Source organism: Arthrobacter sp. Leaf69 (assembly GCF_001422645.1).
GTDB lineage: Bacteria > Actinomycetota > Actinomycetes > Actinomycetales > Micrococcaceae > Arthrobacter.
The window spans coordinates 445,417-462,785 of record NZ_LMLR01000013.1 but is presented as its reverse complement, the minus strand read 5'-3'; the positions used below and the strand labels follow the sequence as shown (position 1 = coordinate 462,785).

The window sequence follows — 17,369 nt, the reverse complement described above, 5'->3', positions numbered from 1 at the left end:
GGGTATGGCGACCGCAGTGGTCAGCTTTTCGCCGCCGCCGGCTGGTACCGCTCAAGCGCTGTGCCCCCGGCCACGATCTTCCTCAGTTCGGCGAGCCCTCCTGAGAGTTCGCCCGCGGCCCGGGCCTGGACCAGCACGTTGCCGAGGGCGGTCGCCTCGACAGGGCCCGCGACGACGGATTTGCCCGTCGCGTCGGCGGTGAGTTGGCACAGGAGCCTGTTCTGGGATCCGCCCCCCACAACGTGCACAACGTCGATGGCCCGGCCGGCGAGCCGCTCGGCGTGGTTGATGGTCCGGGCGTAACCGGCTGCCAGGCTGTCGAGGATGCAGCGGACGATCACTGCGGGCTCGTCTGGCAGGACCTCGCCGTCCCTCTGCGCCGCAGCCCGGATCCTCGCGGGCATGTCGTCCGGCGCGATGAAGGCCGGGTCATCGGCATTGATCCGGGGCCCGCCGGCCGGCAGCATCGCGGCGCCGTCCAGCAGGTCGGCCAGGGGAACCGCCGCGCCCTGCGCGGTCCAGGTACGCTGGCATTCGCTCAGGAGCCAGAGTCCGCCGACGTTGCGCAGGTAGCGGATGGTGCCGTCGACGCCGCGTTCGTTGGTGAAATTCGCCAGCCGGCTCGCCTCCGTGAGCACGGGATGCTTGAGCTCGATGCCCACCAATGACCATGTGCCGGAGGAAATGTAGGCGAAGTGCTCGGTCTCGGCGGGCACGGCGACGACGGCCGAGGCGGTGTCGTGCGAACCGACCGCTATCACCGTGGTCTCCGCCGGCAGTCCGGTCCGCGCGGCGATGGCCGGCAGCAGCGTGCCGACGGCGGCGCCGGGCTGGATCATCGGCGGAAAGAGGTCCGTGGGCAGCTCAAGTGCGGCCAGGAACTCCGTTGCCCACTCCCCCGCGACGGCATCGAAGAGCCCCGTGGTGGAGGCGTTGGTGGCCTCGGTGCGGCGCTCGCCTGTGAGCAGGAACGCGATTAGGTCCGGAATCAGCAGGACCTGCACGCCGTCCAGTTCTTCCTCGCTCGCGAGCTGGTAGATCGTATTGAATTCCAGGAACTGCAGCCCGGTGGTCGCGTAGAGCCGTTCCGGGTCGAGGCGCCCGTGAACGTCGGCCACGGCGCCCCGGCTCCGGTCATCCCGGTAGCTGAAGGGCTGCGCCACCAGCCGGCCGGCGGCGTCCACCCGTCCGTAGTCCACAGCCCACGTGTCGATCCCGATGCTGGTGATCCGTTCCCCGTGTGCTGCTGCGCTGGCCGCGGCGGCCGCCAGCCCGGTGAGCACTTCCGCGAACAGCGCGGTGAAATTCCAGCGCAGGCCGCCGCCGGTCTCCACCACTGCGTTGGGGAAACGGTGGACCGTGTCCAGGTTCACCTCCGGGGTCCCGCCGTCACGGGTGATCCTGCCCAGTATGACCCGGCCCGAGGAGGCGCCGATATCGACGGCGGCGAACACTCCGCCCGCAACAACCGCCCCGGCCGGGGATGGTTCTGTTGTCATCGGAGGAAGGCGGTGGCGACGCCGGCGTCCACGGGGATGTGGAGGCCGGTGGTGTGCGAGAGTTCGTCGCTGGTGAGCACTGAGACGGCGTTCGCCACGTTTTCCGGCAGGACTTCTCGCTTGAGCAGGGTGCGCTGCGCGTAGTACTTGCCCAGGTCCTGCTCGTCGACGCCGTAGACGGCAGCGCGTTTGGCGCCCCAGCCGCCGGCGAAGATCCCGGAGCCGCGGACCACACCGTCAGGGTTGATGCCGTTGACCCTGATCCCGAACTCACCCAGTTCGGCCGCGAGGAGCCGGACCTGATGGGCCTGGTCGGCTTTGGTGGCGGAGTAGGCGATGTTGTTCGGCCCGGCGAAGACGGAGTTCTTGGAGGAGATGTAGACGATGTCCCCGCCCATGCCCTGGTCGATCAGGACCTTCGCCGCGGCCTTGGAGACCAGGAACGAGCCCTTCGCCATCACGTTGTGCTGGATGTCCCAGTCCTTCTCCGTGGTCTCCAGCAGGGGTTTGGAGATGGAGAGACCGGCGTTGTTGACCACCAGGTCCAGTCCGCCGAAGGCCAGCACGGCGGCGTTCACCGCGGCGACGACCTGCGCTTCGTCGGTGACATCGGCCTTGATCCCGACGGCGACGTCGGAGCCGCCGAGCTCCGCGGCGACAGCGCGGGCGCTGTCCAGGTTCAGGTCCGCGATGACCACACAGGCGCCCTCGGCGGCGAGCCGGGTGGCGATGGCCTTGCCGATGCCCGACGCCGCCCCGGTCACCAGCGCGATGCGGCCCGCGTGGCTCTTGGGCTTGGGCATCCGGGCCAGTTTGGCTTCCTCCAGCGCCCAGTATTCGATCCGGAATTTCTCCGATTCCTCGATCGGGGCGTAGCGGGAGACGGCCTCGGCGCCGCGCATCACGTTGATCGCATTGCGGTAGTACTCCCCGGCGACGCGGGCGGTCTGCTTGTCCTTGCCGTAGGAGAACATGCCGACGCCCGGGACCAGGACGATGGCGGGGTCCGCGCCGCGCAGGGCCGGTGAGTCCGCGTCGGCGTGCCGGTCATAGTAGGCCTGGTAGTCCACCCGGTACGCGGCGTGGAGTTCCTTCAGCCGGGCGATGGACTCCTCGACCGACGCGTCCGCCGGCAGGTCCAGGACCAGCGGCTTGACCTTGGTCCGCAGGAAGTGGTCCGGGCAGGACGTGCCCAGCGCACCCAGCCGCGGATGTTCGGCGCCTTCAAGGAAGTCCAGGATCGCGGCGTCGTCGGTGAAATGCCCGACGACGGGCTTGTCGCTCGAGGCCAGTCCGCGGATCACGGGCGCCAGGGCGGCGGCCTTCGCGCGCCGTTCGGCCTCCGGGAGGGCGGCGTAGCCCGGCAGCTTGGCTCCGAAGGGTTCGGGCCGGCCGTGCTCGGCGATGTATTTCTCGGCCTGCTCGATGATCCACAGGGAATTCGTTTCGGCTTCCTCGCTGGTGTCGCCCCAGGCGGTGGTGCCGTGGCCGCCCAGGATGGTGCCGACGGCACGCGGGTTCGCGTCCTTGATCGCGGCGATGTCCAGGCCCAGCTGGAAACCGGGGCGCCGCCACGGCACCCAGGCCACCTTCTCGCCGAAGATCTCCTTGGTGAGGGCTTCGCCGTCGGCGGCCGTGGCAATGGCGATCCCGGCGTCCGGGTGGAGGTGGTCCACGTGGGCGGCGTCCACCAGCCCGTGCATGGCAGTGTCGATCGAGGGGGCGGCGCCGCCTTTGCCGTGCAGGCAGTAATCGAACGCGGCCACCATCTCGTCTTCACGCTCGACGCCGGGGTAGACGTTCTTGAGCGCGTTAAGCCGGTCCAGCCGGAGGACCGCGAGCCCGGATCCAGTCAGCGTGCCGAGGTCGCCGCCGGAGCCTTTGACCCACAGGAGCTGGACGTCTTCCCCGGTCACGGGGTCCTTGTCGGTGCCCTTGGCGGAGGTGTTGCCGCCGGCGAAATTCGTGTTCCGCTTGTCCGCCCCAAGGCGGTTGGAGCGGGCAACCAGCTGTTCAACGGTTGGATTGGTCATGGTCTTAGGCTCCCCATCCGGCCTGGTGGCCGCCTTGGCGTTCGGCATTGATGTGCTCCTGGTAACCGCTGGCGGCGAAGGCGGCCATCGGGTCTGCGGGCAGGCCCCGTGATTCGCGCCATTCAGCCAGCCCGGGGCGGACGTCAGTGTAGAACGCGTCCATCAGCACCGCGTTGGCAGCGAGGACATCTCCCGCGTTCTGGGCGGCGTCAAGGGCTGTGGTGTCGACAAGGAGGGCCCTTGCGGTCATTTCCTGGACGTTGAGCACGGAACGGATCTGGCCCGGGATCTTCCCCTCGATGTTGTGGCACTGGTCCAGCATGAACGCCACCCCGGCGGCCGGCTCCAGCCCGCCGCCGCGCACCACTTCCGTCATGATCCGGAACAGCTGGAACGGATCCGCGGCGCCCACGATCAGGTCATCATCGGCGTAGAAGCGGGAGTTGAAGTCGAAGGACCCGAGTTTCCCCAGCCGCAGGAGCTGCGCGACGATGAACTCGATGTTGGTCCCGGGTGCGTGGTGGCCGGTGTCCAGGCAGACCTTGGCCTTCTCGCCCAGGGCGGCGCAGTGCACGTAGGAGGTGCCCCAGTCCGGGACATCGGTGTGATAGAAAGCCGGCTCGAAGAATTTGTACTCCAGGACCATCCGCTGGTCCTCGCCGAGACGGTCATAAACCTTGCGGAGGGATTCGGCCAGCCAGTCCTGGCGGGAGCGCATATTGCCCTGGCCCGGGTAGTTGGTGCCGTCCGCCAGCCAGATCTTCAGGTCCCGCGAGCCGGTCATGTTCATGATTTCCAGGCACTCGTACATGTGGTCTACGGCCTTTTGGCGCACGGCCGGATCGCTGTGCGTGAGGCTCCCGAACTTGTAGTCGTCGTCCTGGAACGTGTTGCTGTTGATCGTTCCGAGCTTGACGCCGAGGCCGTCCGCGTATTTCGCGAGTGCCGCGTAATCGTCCACTTTGTCCCAGGGAATGTGCAGGGCCACCGACGGGGCCAGCCCCGTCAGGGCGTTGACCTGGGCGGCGTCGGCGAGTTTTTCCTCGATGGTGCGGGGGGTGCCCGGGGTGGTGAAGACCTTGAACCGGGTGCCGGAATTGCCGAAGGCCCAGGAGGGCAGTTCGATGCTCTGTTGTTCGAGGGTGGTTAGAACGGCGGTGGGGATAGACACGTCAGTCTCCTAGGGACTTGGACTGGGTGAGGGCGGACGTGGCGGCGGCCAGCTGGTCCTCGAGGTTGAATACTTCGGTCAGTTGGAGGAATCCCGCATCCGGGGTTCCGTGCAGGTCTTCGAAGAAGCCGGACATTTCGGCCTGCCAGCGGGCGTTGGCGTCCGTGGCTGCCATCCGGGCCTGGGCTTCTTCGAGGCTGTCGGTTTCGAAGTAGCCGATCAGCAGCCCGTCGGGGCGGAGGAAAAGGGAATAATTGTTCCAGCCGGACGATTTGAGGGCCTGGAGCATTTCCGGCCAGACGGCGGCGTGCCGGGCCGTGTATTCCGCGATGAGCCCGGGTTTGAGCTGGAGCTGGAAGCAGACGCGCCGGGTATTCATGGCACCACCACCTGCCGGTGTTCGATGCCCAGCAGGGACGCGGCTGCCTTGATGTCTGCCGCGCGGTGTCCGACGCAGAGTGCCCAGTGGTGGCCGATGCCGGTCTGGCTCCAGTGGTCCACCCAGAGTCCCGGGTCCCCGCCGAAGTCCACCCGGGAGGTCGTATTGCCGATCGCCAGGAGCGGGCCGGGCACCACTTCACCTTCCGAGGTGATGAACACGTAGCTGCCGTCCGGGTCCTGGCCGAGGCCGAACGTGGTGACCGGGCCGTGCCGCACGTCGAATTCGACCGATACGCCCCAGCCGCGTTTGCCGTGGAAGACGCCGAGGCCGCGCAGCAGCGGATCCTGCGCGGACACCGCCAGGTGGGCGGGGCCGTCGTGGCCCATCTCCACCACGTTGTCGAAGAAGTTCAGGGCCTGGATTTCAGTGAATGATCCGCCCGCGCCGATCGCCTGCGCGGCAAGCATGGCGATGGAGGTACGCAGTTCGAATTCACCGGCCATCGGGATTCCCCGGGCCGTGAGGATGGAGGACCCCAGAATCATCCCGGCGCCGAGCCGTTCGTGCTGTTCACCGGCGAGGCCGCGGTGATAGTAGGCCACGGAGTCCAGGTCGAAGTCCTCCACGAGCCGGTCCAGGCCGACGGATACTTTGGCACCCCAGGCGAAGTCGTCGTCGTTCACGGATTCGTCGAGGACAAACAACTGCCGGGCAAGGTCGAGGCGGTCAGCGACCTCCGCGTCGGTGACCCCGTTGACCCGTTCACGGAGGTCATCGAACTCCAGCACCTCGACGTGCGAGCCGAAGGTGGTGGACACGGTGGTGAGGTCGGTGGCGACGTCCAGCATTCCCGGGTACAGGTGGCCCATAAGCCCATGCCGGGCGTTGCGCAGCCGGGCGCGGACGCCGGCAGCGTGCACCCACTGGGTGATGCGTTCCCATGCCGACTCCTGCTTGAGGTGTCCGGAGACAGAGCGGAACTCGATGCCGGCGCGGCGGAAGACGTTGGCGACCTCGGGGACCGGGCATTGGCCGCAGTAGGCGAGCCATCTGCCGGTGTCGAAGTTGGCGTGGTCCATGGCCTCGGTGGGCTGCAGGTCAATCACCAGGACCGGAGTCTTGGCCCGCTGGGCTATTGGCAGCACCATGGAGGAGGTCAGGTAGGTGGTCAGGAAGATGACGATGAGGTCGCAGTCGGCGACCCGCAGCTTTTCGCCGGCCGCGGCGGCTTCCTGCGCGTCGGAGATGAAGCCGGTGTCGACGACGTCGGCGTCGAGTTCCTCGAAGCGGCTGGTGACGTAGCGGACGGATTCCTGCAGCTGGGGCAGCAGCTCGGGAAACTGGGGCCAGTAGGCGCCGAGGCCGCCGGAGACAAGTCCGATGCGGGTGGGCCGGCGGCGGTGCGGTTTCAGCAGCCGGGCGGCCGGGTGGTTCTGGTTCATGTGGGGTGCCTTCCGGCATGGAAAAGGAACTCGTGGGGCGCTGTGCGGGGGTGGTGCCGGGCAGGCTGTCACCAGCCTGCCCGGCGGCTCGGAAGCGGCGGCTCAGTGCGGACCGCTCAGAAGCGGCGGCTCAGAAGTCGTACTTGTCGATGTTCTCGGCGTTGAAGACCGTGGGCGGCCCAACGATGACGAGGCCTCCCTTTTCGACCTTGCGTTCGCCCAGCTCGCCCGCGGTGAAGGTATCGCCCTCAGCGCCGGTCATCGTGCCGTCCGTGAGCGCCTTGCCGGCGAAAGCCGCAACGTATCCCAGCTGGGCGGGATCCCAGAGGGCAAATTCCTTCACGGTGCCGTCCTTGACAAAGGGGCGCATTTCGTTCGGCAGGCCCAGTCCCGTGAGGGCGACTTTGCCCTTGTACTCGGACGTCGAGAGGTACCGTGCGGTGGCCGCAATGCCGACCGTGGTGGGCGAGATGATGCCCTTCAGGTTCGGGTGGGCCTGCATGAGTCCCTGGGCCTCCTGGAAGGATTTCGTGTCGTTGTCGTCCCCGTAGACCTTGGCCACGAGCTTGATGTCCTTGTAGTCGGGGTTGGAGGCCAGCTCCTCCTCCATGAACTTGATCCACTCGTTCTGGTTCGTCGCGTTTGCGGTGGCCGACAGGATGGCGATTTCGCCGCTGCCGCCGATCTGCTCGGAAATCAGCTTGGTCTGGATCAGCGCCACCTCCTTGGCCACCACCTGGCTGATAAAGACGTCGCGGCAATCCGGGTTGGCGTCCGAGTCGAACGCCACGATCTTGGCCCCGGCTGACCGGGCTTCGCCGAGGGCCGTGCAGACGGCGTCGGGATCGTTGGCGGCGATCACAATGACGTTCGTTCCGGCTTGTGTCTCGGCATTAATGAAGGACACCTGGCTGGAGGCGGAGGCCTCGAGCGGCCCGACCACCTGGGAGGAAGCGAAGCCGGCTTCCGTGGCGCCTTTCTTCCCGCCGCCCAGGACGACGTCGGTGTAAGGGTTGTTGAGCTGCTTGGGGATGAAGGTGATCTTCTGGTCCCCCTCCGCGGCGGGGCTGCTGCCGCCGTCGGATCCCGAGCCCCCATTACAGGCTGTCAGGGCTAGTGCGGCGGCGGCAGCGATCGCCACCATGCCCGCCAAACGGCCGGTCTGGCCTGTGCTCTTGCGGTTCAACATCATTGTTCTTCCTTTTTCCTCGTGCGGTCGGTGCGGCCGGTCCGGTCTGGACGCGGCAGCGGTAGTGCCTGGGCAGGTTTTCAGTTGGTGGTGCGGGTGAAACTCCGGCGGACGCGTCGGGTGTGGCGCCATTGTCTGATCGCGGAGCCGACGCTTGGCGCCACCACGGACACGATCAGCAGCAGTCCGGTCACGGTGATGAGGACGACGTCGGACACGCGGGCCAGGCGGAGGGCGTAGTTGAGGCTGCCGATCAGCAGGACACCGGCGATGACGCCGGGTATGGAGCCCTTGCCGCCGAAGATCGAGACGCCGCCGAGCAGGACCGCGGCGATGACGGCCAGTTCCAGTCCGGACGCGTTGTCGCTGCGGGCGCTCGTGTAGCGCAGCGTCCAGTAGATCCCGGCCAGGGCGGAGACGGCACCGGAGGCCACGTAGAGCCAGAATTTACTGCGGGCCACGTTGATGCCCACGAAGCTGGCGGCCTCCTTGCTGTACCCGATGGCGAACAGTCCGCGGCCGAACGGCGTGAAGTGCAGGAGAACCCCGAAGAAGACAATGACGGCAACGACGCCGATCATGACGGTCGGGATGCCCGTGCCGCCGAGCTTGGAGGTGAAGAAGGCCGTCAGCGCTTTCGGGAAGTTGGCCACGGCGTTGTCGCCGATGGTCACGAGGGCAAGGCCACGGAAGAGAGCCAGGGTGCCGATCGTGACTGCCAGGGAGGGCAGTCCGAGGACCGCGATGAGGAAGCCGTTGAACATACCGGCCGCGACGCCGGCCAGCAGGCTGATCGCAAGCACCAGCCCGATGTCCATACCCCCGGCCCACAGCACACCCATCAGCGCGCTGGTCAGCCCGGCAATGCTGGCAACGGACAGATCGATTTCGCCGGTGATGATGATCAGGGTCATCGGCATGGCGATCAGCAGGACCGGGATGACGTCCAGGAGGAGGAATCCGGTGGTCACCGGTGAGGCGAAGCGCGGGATGGTGATGGCGGCGTAGATCAGGAACGCAATCAGGGCATAGATAGTGATGGCGTCCCGGCCGGCCAGGATCCGTGCGGCTCCGGTCTTGCCCTTGGGCTCGGAGGCCAGCGGCTTGGTGTTGTCAGCCACCGGCGCCGGTGCCGTGCCGGTTGTCGATGTGGTTTCAGACATTGCGCGCCTCGCTTATCCGCAGTTTCTTGGCTGTGCGCAGGCTTGCCACGCGGTCGATGATGATGGCCGTGAGAATCAGTACGCCGACGATTGCCTGCTGCCAGAATTTGTCGACCCGCAGGGCGGTCAGGGAGCTGGTGATCGTGGTCAGGAGCAGGGCGCCGAGGGCCGCTCCGGTGACCGTTCCGCTGCCGCCGAAGATCGCCACTCCCCCGACGACGGCGGCAGCCACGACGGTCAGTTCCATGCCGGTGCCCGTGGTGGCTCCGACGGAGTTGAAGCGGCTGGCATAGAGCACGCCGGCCAGGCCGGCGAGAGCGCCGTTGGCCAGGAAGGCCAGGAACACGCGTTTGGACACCTTGATGCCGAAGGCAGTGGCCGCATCAGGATCGGATCCGATGGCGTACAGGTCCCGTCCGGGACGGGTGCCGGCCATGTATACCGCCACGGCGGCGACCACCAGGATGGCCACCAGCGTGATGATGGGAAACCCCAGCACGGTGTCCACGGAGAGTGCGCCAAAGGCGTCCGGCCGGTCACCGGCGAAGTACTGCTTTCCGCCGGCCCAGGCGTTGTTCAGGCCCCGGAACACGTACAGGGTTCCGAGGGTGATGACGAGGGCGGGGACTTTGGCTGCGGTCACCAGAAAGCCGTTGACTGCCCCGAGCAGCGCGCCGAAGGCCATGCCGATCACGAACACCGCGAAGATCGGAAGGTCGGGCATCGCGGAGAAGATGGAGCCGGTGCCGAAGGCAACGAGTCCCAGCATCGATCCGACGGACAAGTCGATGTTCCGGGTGATGATCAGCAGGGTTTGCCCGGCGGCCAGGATCATCACGATGGTGGCGTTCAGCAGGAGGTCCTTCACGCCCTGCGGGGTGAGGAAGAGGGGGTTGACCAGGTAGGTGACGAGCACCAGCAGCGCAAGGGCGATGATCACGGGCAGTTCCCGCAACCGCAGCAAGGACGCTGCGGCGCCCCGGGCACCGCCGGGGGCCGCCGTCGTCGCTGGCTTCTTGTGGTCCAGAGCTGAGCTCACGGGGTTCCTCCTGAGGAAGACGTTGCGGCGTGCATGACGGATTCGGGGTTGGCTCCGGCGCGGTCCAGTTCTGCGGTGATCCGCCCTTCGCGCATGACAAGGACCCGGTCCGCCATCCCGAGGACTTCGGGCAGTTCCGAGGAGATCATCAGGATGGCGATCCCCCGCCCCGCGAGGTCGGAGATGAGACGGTGGACTTCGCTTTTGGTGCCGACGTCGATTCCGCGGGTGGGTTCGTCGATGATCAGCAGATGCGGGTCCATGGCCAGCCACTTGGCCAGCACCACCTTCTGCTGGTTTCCGCCGGAGAGGGTGGAGACCGCGTGCTCCTGGGACCCGGCCTTGACCTGGAGCCGTTTGCTCCATTCCTGGGCTGCGCGGCGCTCGGCGGCGCCGTTGATCAGCCCCGCCGTCGCCAGCTTGTTCCGCAGGGTGAGTGTGATGTTGCGGGCCACGGAGAGGTTCATGACCAGCCCCTGCTTGCGGCGGTCTTCGGGGACAAATCCCATGCCCGCTGTGATGGCCGCCTGCGGATCGCGGGGTTTGAGCGTGCTTCCCCTGAAGCTGATTTTTCCGGCGTCGTAGGGGTCGATGCCGAAGACGGCGCGCGCCACCTCCGTGCGTCCGGCGCCCACCAGGCCTGCCAGCGCCACGATCTCCCCGGCGCGGACGTCGAAGCTGATGTCGCGGAAGACCCCGGCCCGGCTGAGTCCGTCGACTTTCAGGACGGTATCCCCGATCTCGGCCACGGTCTTGGGAAACAGCGCCTCGATGTCGCGGCCCACCATCTCGCGGACGATCTCCGCGACGGTGACGTCGGCGGTCCGGTGCGTGGCAATGTAACGGCCGTCCCGCATGACGGTGATCCGGTCACACAGATCGAAGACCTCATCGAAGCGGTGCGAAATGAAAAGGATGCCGGTTCCCTTGTCCCTGAGGCTGCGGGCGACGGCGAACAGGCGCTCCACTTCAACACCGCTCAGGGCTGCCGTGGGCTCGTCCATCACCAGCACCTTGGCGTCGAGCGAGATGGCCTTGGCGATTTCGATGATCTGCTGGTCCGCAATGGACAGGCCCTCGGCAGTCCGTGTGGGGTCGATGGGAACGCCAAGCCGCTCGAAAAGCAGGCCCGCCTCCCGGACCATGGTTGCCTTGCTGATCAGGCCGAACCGGCCCTTGGGCTGGCGGCCGACGAAGATGTTCTCCGCGACGCTGAGGTCCGGGAAGAGCGTGGGCTCCTGGTAGATCACGGAGATTCCGGCGGCCTTGCTGTCGCCGACATTGCGGAACTGGACGCTCTCCCCGCCCACCCTGAAATCGCCCGAGTCCGGGTGGTGCAGGCCTGCGAGGATCTTGACCAGCGTGGACTTGCCGGCGCCGTTCTCCCCGACCAGTGCGTGGATTTCGCCCGCCCGGATGTCAACGGTGCCGTCGGCCAGGGCGACCACCGGACCGAACGTCTTGGCCGCGTGGGAAAGGGAGAGGGCCGGCCCTGATCGCTCCCCTGAGGGGCCGGACCGGGAACTGTCTGTCTGCTGCATGTAAGTAACCGCACCTTTGGGGCTGAGTGAACGTCGATAATGAATCGTTTCAGAGTTGCTGTGATTTGAATCATAGGAGTACTCCGGCCCGGGCGTCAAGAGATGTCACCACCGTGGATTCACAGTTTTGATTCGTTTCAATGAAAGGGTTCAAAACGGGCCGTGGACGGGTATCCTGAGGGCACCATCAGATAAGCCGCATGTGACCCGCCCGCGGCGACGCCAGTATTCAGGAGCTCAGGAATGGTTTCAGCCAGCGTCAAGGACGTCGCCGCCCTGGCCGGCGTCTCCGTCGGGACCGTATCCAATGTGCTGAACCGGCCGGAAAAGGTCTCCGGGGAAGTCACGGCCCGGGTGCAGGCGGCAATCGACAAGCTGGGTTTTGTGCGCAACGATGCCGCCCGCCAGCTCCGCGCCGGCATGAGCCACAGTGTCGGGCTGGTGGTGCTGGATGCCGCAAACCCCTTTTTCACGGAGTTGGCCAGAGGAGCCGAAGACCGGGCGGCGGCCGAACATTTCACTGTCCTGGTGGGCAACAGCAATGAGGACGCGGGCCGGGAGGCGGCCTACCTGGATCTCTTTGAACAGCAGCGCGTCCGCGGGGTGCTTCTGTCCCCCGTGGGCAATGTGATCCCCCGGCTCGAACAGATGCGCCGGCGTGGCATCCCGACTGTCCTCGTCGACCGGCAGGCAGACAACCCGAGCTTCTCCTCCGTCGCCGTGGATGATCTGGCCGGCGGCGAGATGGCTGTCGCGCACCTGCTGTCCACGGGACGCCGACGGATCGCCTTCGTGGGTGGACCGGAAGGTATTCGCCAGGTGGCCGACCGGCTCGCCGGAGCGCGGAAGGCCATGGAGACCGCGCCCGATGCCACCTTGGAAGTCATCTCAACAGAGTCGCTGACAGTGCTCTCCGGCCGGGCCGCCGGAGAAGCCATCCGGCTCCGGCCCGCGGCTGAACGGCCCGATGCGATCTTCGCGGCCAACGATTTGCTCGCGGTGGGTGTCCTGCAGGGCCTGATGCTGATGGGCGGTGTGCCGGTGCCGGACGAAATAGCGCTGATTGGCTATGACGATATTGAATTCGCTGCCGCTGCGGTGGTTCCCCTGTCATCCATCCGGCAGCCCAGCGCCCTGATTGGTTCGACTGCCCTGGAGTTGCTGCTGCGGGAGGCAAGCTCCGAGGCCGGGTTCGTTCCGCGCCAGGTGGTTTTCCCGCCGGAACTGGTGGTCCGCGCGTCAACCCGGGCCTGACGTCGTCGGGCTGGCGTCCCCGGGCCGCCGCGACGTCACGGCCCGGCGGACACTTACCGATACTGGACCGGCGCCGTGGGGTCCGGTGCGATGGTGTCCACCGCCGCTTTCCTGCCGTCGTCCGGGACGCCGCCGGGTGCGGCCCCTTCAGCGGCGGGCGGTTCGGGCCGTTCGACAGGCACGCTGTCCGCTGCGATGTCGTCGCAGACAGCGTCGACTTCCTGCCAGAACCGTGCGTCGACCCAGTAGCCCGTATGGCTCAGGACATGCGGCAACGGCTGGGCGAACACATATTTGTGCGTTGACGGGTCGACAAGGCGGACATCCGTGGTGCTGGGCGCAGGCCAGTGAGCCGTGGCGACCGGACCGCCGATGTAGTCCGTGTCGGCGTAGACATTGCGCCATCGGACAGCACCCAGGCCCCCGGTGCCGCGGGCGAAACCCTGCAGGAGAGCATCGCTGACCAGGGCGGGAAAGGCCCACCGGTACAGCTTCGCCAACGGGGAGCCGAGCGTGACAAGGCCAATGCCCTATTCCCCGTGGCGGGCCGACTCACGGGCCAGCACGGCCGCGGCCACCACGCTGCCTTGCGAGTGCGCGGTGAGCACCACCCGGCCCTGGTTGTCATGCAACCTCCAGATCCGGCGCGTCAGCTCCGGCACCGCCCGCTCGGTGTACGACGGCGGCGCGAAAGGGGACCGCGTGAGCCTCCTCCAAAGCGAGCATCACGATCACAACAACCAGTGTGGCGGCGGAGACGGCGGCGGCTGTCCGGGCACTGATCTGGGCCCATGTATCGGCAAGTTCCATGACCCCGCCGAGTTGGGAGACACACCAGCCCAAGGTCCCCGCTGCCACCGCGATGCCTGCCGCCAGGTGCAGGTCCGACAGGTGCTGGTGCCAGCGGCGCCCCGACCAGAACTCGGCGCTGCGCAATCCCCCCGCCTGCGCGGCGGCACAGCGGCCGAACGGCACGGGCCGGTCCGCCCCCTGGGTCGGTGGTTCAACGCCTTCGTAGCTGGTCCGTGAACGGGACGCCAGGACATAGAAGAGCACCGCCATGGCAACGGGCGCGATAGTGCCTGCCGCCAGCCGGAGTCCCGGCCGGTCCAAGGGAGCCAGAACGTCCAGCACGGGCATGCCCCACAGCTGGCTGCGGCATTGGATCTGGCCCAGGCATTGGTAGGCGAACGTATCCAGGCTGGGCATCGTGACCATGATGGCGGTGCTCAACGTCAGCGCGAGGGCGGCGAGCCGGGCAAACCAGCGGAAGGTCCACGTCGTCGGCTCCGCCGTCGCCTCCTCGGGTCCGGACATCACAGCGCGCCGCGCCATCCAGCCGGCCATATTGGCAAGCATCGACGGCAGCAGCGGCGTCCACAGCACCCGCAGCGGCGAGTGCGAGGTCAGTCCGCCCCAGGAGTACGCCTCCCGGTGCCGGCCGCGGGCGTCCGCCGTCCGGTAGAACCCTGCGATCCGGTCCCCGGCGACCCTGGTCGGCTTCATGTCGCCGAGGAGTGCCTCTGGCGGCGTGCCGCCCACGCCGTGCACCCGTATCTCCGTCAGACCGCTGAGGTCCACGGCGTCGGGAACGAGTCCGGCCGAGTCCTTGGTGCCGCCCATCAGACCCCCGTCAATGCCGCTGCGAGGCTGGCAAAATCCGACATCATGATCTCCTGCCTCAGGGGGACGGCGCGGGGCTGACTTGATATTGGACCTTGCCACTAGAGATTGCAATGGCCTGCTCCGGAGGGGTCCTCCGCCAGGTCAGGCCAGGCGGTGGTGGTCCTTGCCGCGCATGCGGACGGCCACAAGGAGTCCGGACAACGCCGTCAGTCCGGCGACGACTCCGACGGCGGCCGGAATGCCGTACGCATCGGCGATGATCCCGGAGAGCAGCGCGCCGACAGCGAAGCCGCCGTCGCGCCAGAGCCGGTAAATGCCGACCGAGCGGGCGCGCCATTCCGGATGCGCGACGTCGCCGATCGCCGCCAGCAGGGTGGGGTACACCATGGCCGTGCCCAGACCGAGGAGCGCAGCGGCCGTGAGCCAGATCCCGAAGTCCTCGCCGACGGCGATCATCGCCAGGGCGGCGGCCTGGACCAGCATGCCGCCGACGATCAGCCATTTCCGGCCGTATTTGTCCGACATCGCCCCGGTGACGAGCTGCGCGGCACCCCAGACGGCCGGGTAGACGGCGGCGAGGATGCCGATCTTTTCGATCGTCAGTCCGGCGGCAGCGAAGAGGACCGGGAAGAGGCCCCAGGCCAGTCCGTCGTTGAGGTTGTTGACCATCCCGGCCTGGCTGACCGAAGACAGTGACTTATCCCGGAAGCTGGTGAGGGTGAAAATCTCACGGTTGCTCAAGTGTCCGTGGGCGTCGGCGTGGGCGTTCGTGTGGTTGGCCGCTTCCAGCCGGGCGTGGCCCTGGGTTTCCTTCACGGCGAAGACCGACAGTCCGAGGCCCAGTGCGATGTAGGCCGCGCCGAGCAGGAACGGTCCGGGCCGCAGGCCGTAGGTGGCGGCAATGTAGCCGGTGGCGAGGGCGGTTCCGGCCACGCCCAGGTACCCGGCCGCCTCGTTCAGGCCCATGGCCAGGCCCCGCCGGGACGGGCCCACCAGGTCCATCTTCATCACGACGGTGGTGGACCAGGTGAGGCCCTGGCTGATGCCCAGGATCACGTTGGCGGCGACGATCCAGCCCCAGGAGGGACCGAAGATGAGCATCAGCGGCACGGGCAGGGCTATGAGCCAGCCCGCTATGAGGACGGGTTTGCGGCCGAAGCGGTCGGACAGGGTGCCGGCGAAGTAGTTGGTGGCGGCCTTGGCGAGGCCGAAGGCGAGGACGTACGTCAGTGCCGAGGTGTACAGGTCAAGGTGAAAGACCTGCCCGGCCAGCAGCGGAAGGACGGTGCGTTCCTGGCCCAGGGTGCCACCGACCAGGGCGTTCACGGCGACGAGGAGCATGAACTGGGCCAGGTTCTGCCGCAGGCCCAGCGTGATGCCGGCGCGGCGGCCCTGCTGCAGTGAATTGGTGTTGCCGGAGGTCATGCTGCTCCACATGGTTGGGGACGAACGGTGGCGGCGGCCCTAGGGTTCAGGGCCGCCGCCAGCGGTGTCGGTCAGTTAGTGCCGGTGGGGCGGGTTAGCGGGCGGAAACGGAATCCAGTTCCTGCTGCCGTGCGGTCCACGCGGCGTAGCTGCCGTCGAGTTCGACGACGTCGTAGCCGGCGCGGCGCAGGGCGCTGGCCGCGACCGAGTTCCGCACGCCGCTCTGGCAGTAGCTCACGATGGTGCCTTCGGCCGGGAGCTCATCCAGGTGCCACATCACGCGGCCGCCGCTGAGCTGGTGGGAGCCCGGAACGTGACCGGCGGAGTGTTCGGTGCGGTTCCGCACGTCCAGGATCATGGCGGCGTCGAAGCCCTCGAGCTCCTCGGGCTGGATGAGCTTCGGGGTGCTCGTGGGCAGGCCCTCGAAGCCGGTGACGTACCCGGCGACCTTGTCGATGCCGACCCGGACCAGGTGGTCCCACATGTCCTGCGCGGCGTCCTGGTCGGGAGCCAGCAGCACCAGCGGGTTCGGATCGGTTTCCGGGTTCACCACCCAGGCGCCGAAGCTCGCCACGGACTTCCCTGCCGGGACGTTAAGGGAACCGGTCACGGTGCCCTGGTGGACCTGGTCGTTGGGGCGGGTGTCGATGAACGTCACCTTGTCCGCAGCGAGGTCCTGCGCAACCGTGTTGAGGTCCAGTTCCTGCAGCGGTGCGCGTTCGCCCATGACCGCCGGACCCTCACGGTTTTCCCGCTTCATCCGGCCGAAGTATGCGTGCGCGTCGGGCTGGCCGTCGAGGAGTTCATCGATGAAACCCTGCTCATCGTTGGCCGCCAGGTACGGGCCCCACCAGGCGTAGAGGCGCTCGTAGCCGACAGTGGAGGACGGGATCGCGCCCAGGGCCTTGCCGCAGGCGCTGCCGGCGCCGTGGGCCGGGTGGACCTGGACATAGTCGGGCAGGGTGAGGAATTTGTCCCGCAGGCTGGCGAAGAGCTGCTTCGCCCCCACGAAGCGGGTGTCCACGCCACCGGCGGCTTCATCCAGCAGGTCCGGGCGGCCCAGGTCGCCGGAGAAGACGAAGTCACCCGAGAGCAGGTACCCTGCCTGGTCGCTGAACGCGCCGTCGGTCACCAGGAAGGACAGGTGCTCCGGGGTGTGTCCCGGGGTGTGCAGTGCCTTGATAAGGATGTTACCCAGGGTGATCGTGTCGCCGTCGAACAACCGCTCCCCGTCGAATCCGTACTGCCAGTCCGGTCCACCTTCACCGGAAACGTAGATCTTCGCCCCGGTGGCCGCGGCAAGCTCACGCGTGCCGGAGAGGTAATCGGCGTGGATGTGGGTCTCGGTGACCGCCACGATCTTCATGCCATTCTTCGCGGCCAGGGCCTGGTACACAGCGATGTCGCGGCGGCCGTCCACCACCACCGCTTCACCCTTGGCCTGGCAGCCGATCAGGTAGCTGGCCTGGGCGAGGTCCTCGTCATAAATGCGTTCCAGAAGCATGTGCTCTCCTTCGTAAAGAGTGGGGGTCAACCCCGTCGACTACTAACAATAATAATACCCCGGGGGGTATACAGCAAGATGGGTTGCGCCCGGAGTTCCGT

The 17,369-nt window shown here is 67.3% G+C and carries 14 protein-coding genes; 1 reads left to right on the top strand and 13 read right to left on the bottom strand.

From position 1 onward, the window contains the following. Positions 1-20: 20 nt before the first annotated feature. The 9 genes from ASE96_RS14985 to ASE96_RS14945 all read right to left on the bottom strand — a co-directional run bounded on the left by ASE96_RS14985 (position 21) and on the right by ASE96_RS14945 (position 11,459). Positions 21-1,499, bottom strand: a complete 1,479-nt coding sequence (locus tag ASE96_RS14985; RefSeq protein WP_056432056.1) for a rhamnulokinase — start codon at positions 1,497-1,499, stop codon at positions 21-23. Continuing rightward, positions 1,496-3,532 carry a bifunctional rhamnulose-1-phosphate aldolase/short-chain dehydrogenase gene (locus ASE96_RS14980; protein ID WP_056432240.1) on the bottom strand — a complete coding sequence of 679 codons (2,037 nt, stop codon included), beginning with the start codon at positions 3,530-3,532 and terminating at the stop codon, positions 1,496-1,498. The genes ASE96_RS14985 and ASE96_RS14980 overlap by 4 nt, the downstream gene beginning before the upstream one ends. Positions 3,533-3,536: 4 nt before the next feature. Continuing rightward, entirely contained in the window at positions 3,537-4,703 is a 1,167-nt protein-coding gene (gene rhaI, locus ASE96_RS14975; RefSeq protein ID WP_056432054.1) for an L-rhamnose isomerase, read from the bottom strand. Between the two features lies 1 nt (position 4,704). Next, positions 4,705-5,082 (bottom strand): L-rhamnose mutarotase, encoded by a 378-nt coding sequence (locus ASE96_RS14970; RefSeq protein WP_056432052.1) that lies wholly within the window; start codon positions 5,080-5,082, stop codon positions 4,705-4,707. Next, positions 5,079-6,527, bottom strand: coding sequence for an L-fucose/L-arabinose isomerase family protein (locus ASE96_RS14965; RefSeq protein ID WP_056432046.1), 1,449 nt, complete (start codon positions 6,525-6,527; stop codon positions 5,079-5,081). Before ASE96_RS14965 ends, ASE96_RS14970 begins: the two co-directional genes overlap by 4 nt. A 130-nt stretch (positions 6,528-6,657) precedes the next feature. Beyond that, complete coding sequence (gene rhaS / locus ASE96_RS14960) at positions 6,658-7,719, bottom strand: rhamnose ABC transporter substrate-binding protein (RefSeq protein ID WP_056432043.1); 1,062 nt, start codon at positions 7,717-7,719, stop codon at positions 6,658-6,660. Between the two features lie 77 nt (positions 7,720-7,796). Further along, complete coding sequence (locus ASE96_RS14955; protein ID WP_056432042.1) at positions 7,797-8,879, bottom strand: ABC transporter permease; 1,083 nt, start codon at positions 8,877-8,879, stop codon at positions 7,797-7,799. Continuing rightward, positions 8,872-9,918, bottom strand: coding sequence for an ABC transporter permease (locus ASE96_RS14950; RefSeq protein ID WP_056432041.1), 1,047 nt, complete (start codon positions 9,916-9,918; stop codon positions 8,872-8,874). The genes ASE96_RS14955 and ASE96_RS14950 overlap by 8 nt, the downstream gene beginning before the upstream one ends. Then, positions 9,915-11,459, bottom strand: coding sequence for a sugar ABC transporter ATP-binding protein (locus ASE96_RS14945; protein ID WP_056432038.1), 1,545 nt, complete (start codon positions 11,457-11,459; stop codon positions 9,915-9,917). The genes ASE96_RS14950 and ASE96_RS14945 overlap by 4 nt, the downstream gene beginning before the upstream one ends. A 243-nt stretch (positions 11,460-11,702) precedes the next feature. Here ASE96_RS14945 and ASE96_RS14940 point away from each other — a divergent pair, with 243 nt between their 5' ends. Further along, positions 11,703-12,713 (top strand): LacI family DNA-binding transcriptional regulator, encoded by a 1,011-nt coding sequence (locus ASE96_RS14940; protein WP_056432035.1) that lies wholly within the window; start codon positions 11,703-11,705, stop codon positions 12,711-12,713. A gap of 53 nt (positions 12,714-12,766) precedes the next feature. On the opposite strand, the gene ASE96_RS14935 is transcribed toward ASE96_RS14940, so the two are convergent. From ASE96_RS14935 to ASE96_RS14920, 4 genes are all read right to left on the bottom strand, one after another. Then, the gene (locus ASE96_RS14935; RefSeq protein ID WP_056432032.1) at positions 12,767-13,213 is read right to left on the bottom strand and encodes a hypothetical protein; all 447 of its coding nucleotides are present in this window, start codon (positions 13,211-13,213) and stop codon (positions 12,767-12,769) included. A gap of 124 nt (positions 13,214-13,337) precedes the next feature. Continuing rightward, positions 13,338-14,336 carry a hypothetical protein gene (locus ASE96_RS14930; protein ID WP_056432031.1) on the bottom strand — a complete coding sequence of 333 codons (999 nt, stop codon included), beginning with the start codon at positions 14,334-14,336 and terminating at the stop codon, positions 13,338-13,340. Between the two features lie 144 nt (positions 14,337-14,480). Further along, positions 14,481-15,764, bottom strand: a complete 1,284-nt coding sequence (locus ASE96_RS14925; RefSeq protein ID WP_056432030.1) for an MFS transporter — start codon at positions 15,762-15,764, stop codon at positions 14,481-14,483. Between the two features lie 94 nt (positions 15,765-15,858). Further along, positions 15,859-17,268, bottom strand: coding sequence for an MBL fold metallo-hydrolase (locus tag ASE96_RS14920; RefSeq protein ID WP_056432027.1), 1,410 nt, complete (start codon positions 17,266-17,268; stop codon positions 15,859-15,861). Positions 17,269-17,369: the final 101 nt, after the last annotated feature.

Bases quoted from the DNA above. Each gene is read 5' to 3' on its own strand.
- ASE96_RS14965 (WP_056432046.1), bottom strand. From the start codon at position 6,527: ATGAACCAGAACCACCCGGCCGCCCGGCTGCTGAAACCGCACCGCCGC.
- ASE96_RS14930 (WP_056432031.1), bottom strand. From the start codon at position 14,336: ATGGGCGGCACCAAGGACTCGGCCGGACTCGTTCCCGACGCCGTGGAC.
- ASE96_RS14945 (WP_056432038.1), bottom strand. From the start codon at position 11,459: ATGCAGCAGACAGACAGTTCCCGGTCCGGCCCCTCAGGGGAGCGATCA.
- ASE96_RS14985 (WP_056432056.1), bottom strand. From the start codon at position 1,499: ATGACAACAGAACCATCCCCGGCCGGGGCGGTTGTTGCGGGCGGAGTG.
- ASE96_RS14920 (WP_056432027.1), bottom strand. From the start codon at position 17,268: ATGCTTCTGGAACGCATTTATGACGAGGACCTCGCCCAGGCCAGCTAC.
- ASE96_RS14980 (WP_056432240.1), bottom strand. From the start codon at position 3,532: ATGACCAATCCAACCGTTGAACAGCTGGTTGCCCGCTCCAACCGCCTT.
- ASE96_RS14925 (WP_056432030.1), bottom strand. From the start codon at position 15,764: ATGACCTCCGGCAACACCAATTCACTGCAGCAGGGCCGCCGCGCCGGC.
- rhaS (WP_056432043.1), bottom strand. From the start codon at position 7,719: ATGATGTTGAACCGCAAGAGCACAGGCCAGACCGGCCGTTTGGCGGGC.
- ASE96_RS14970 (WP_056432052.1), bottom strand. From the start codon at position 5,082: ATGAATACCCGGCGCGTCTGCTTCCAGCTCCAGCTCAAACCCGGGCTC.
- ASE96_RS14940 (WP_056432035.1), top strand. From the start codon at position 11,703: ATGGTTTCAGCCAGCGTCAAGGACGTCGCCGCCCTGGCCGGCGTCTCC.
- ASE96_RS14955 (WP_056432042.1), bottom strand. From the start codon at position 8,879: ATGTCTGAAACCACATCGACAACCGGCACGGCACCGGCGCCGGTGGCT.